2 protein-coding genes and 1 pseudogene are annotated in these 1,035 nt (G+C 66.6%); 2 read left to right on the top strand and 1 reads right to left on the bottom strand.

What is annotated here, in order from left to right:
• A pseudogene (locus tag ACIRS4_RS39160) lies at window positions 1-343 on the top strand (alpha/beta hydrolase); the annotation flags it as partial.
• A gap of 4 nt (window positions 344-347) precedes the next feature.
• Here ACIRS4_RS39160 and ACIRS4_RS39155 read toward each other — a convergent pair.
• A complete protein-coding gene (locus ACIRS4_RS39155) occupies window positions 348-812 on the bottom strand; it encodes a VOC family protein (protein WP_404205195.1) in 465 nt (154 codons plus the stop codon).
• A gap of 31 nt (window positions 813-843) precedes the next feature.
• On the opposite strand from ACIRS4_RS39155, the gene ACIRS4_RS39150 reads away from it, so the two are divergent.
• The coding region (locus tag ACIRS4_RS39150; RefSeq protein ID WP_404205193.1) for a TetR/AcrR family transcriptional regulator at window positions 844-1,035 on the top strand (192 nt) is incomplete at its 3' end.

The raw sequence follows: 1,035 nt of genomic DNA, 5'->3' as shown, positions 1-1,035 counted from the left end.
CACCGCGCTGATGACCGCGCCTGACGCCGAATCCGGTTATCTGGCACTGGTTCCACCCGGCGCCGACTTCCGCAACCAGGCCACGGCCCGGGTCGTGTTCGACATCCTGACCGATCGGCCCGGCCGCCAGACGGGGCGCATCCAGGTGCCGATCCTGTTCGCGGTGTGCGAAACCGATTCCGTCGCACCGGCGAAACCCACCCTGCGTTATGCGTCGCGGGCGCCGCGCGGTGAGATCCGCACCTACGCCGACGGGCATTTCGACATCTACCGCGGCGCGGGTTTCGAGCGGGTCGTCGCCGATCAGCTGGATTTCCTGCGCCGCAACGTCTCTCCGGCGTGATCGTTCAGGCTTGCGCGCGTTCCTCGGCTTCCGCGGTCTCGCGCGGATTGTCGATGGTGACGGGTTCGTCGCCGAGTTCGGTGTGGGATGCCATGGAGTAGAAGCGGACTTCGTGACCGTCGGGGTCGCGGAGTTCGGGGATCCAGCCGAGGCTGGCGCGGTGTACCCCGGCGTGGGATTCGCCGAGGCCGCTCAGATGCCGCGCCAGCGCTTCCAGAGCCGCTTGATCCGGGACGCCGATCGAGAAGAAGTCGAATCCCGCGGAGGCGGCAGCCATTTCCGGATGTAGGCGCAGGCCGAGCATCGGCCCGCCGGCAGCATGGTGCAGGACGACACCGCTCAGGACGCCCTGCTCCTGGAATTCGAGGCCGACGGTGTAGCCGAGGCGGCTGCGGTACCAATCGATGGACCGTGCCAGATCGGACACGGGAACCTTGAGGTGATGCACCCCGGCGAGTGTGGGGATCATCGCTGCTATCCTTTGCAGTATCGATGTATTTATGCAGTATCACTGTAGTGATGCAGTTAGGATGCAGCAGTTGAGTCCGGGTGTCAAGAAGTCGTCCCCGCTGTGGGACGCCCGCAAGGCCGAGACCGAGCGCAAGATCCTCGACGCGGCCCGGCGGCTGTTCATCGCCGACGGCTACGCAACGACCTCGCTGGCCGCGGTCGCCGACGCCGCCGAGGTGGGT

The sequence above is a fragment of the Streptomyces sp. NPDC101166 genome, from assembly GCF_044768125.1.
GTDB lineage: Bacteria > Actinomycetota > Actinomycetes > Streptomycetales > Streptomycetaceae > Streptomyces.
The sequence above is the reverse complement of the archived record's forward strand: the minus strand, read 5'-3'. Positions and strand labels throughout refer to the sequence as shown.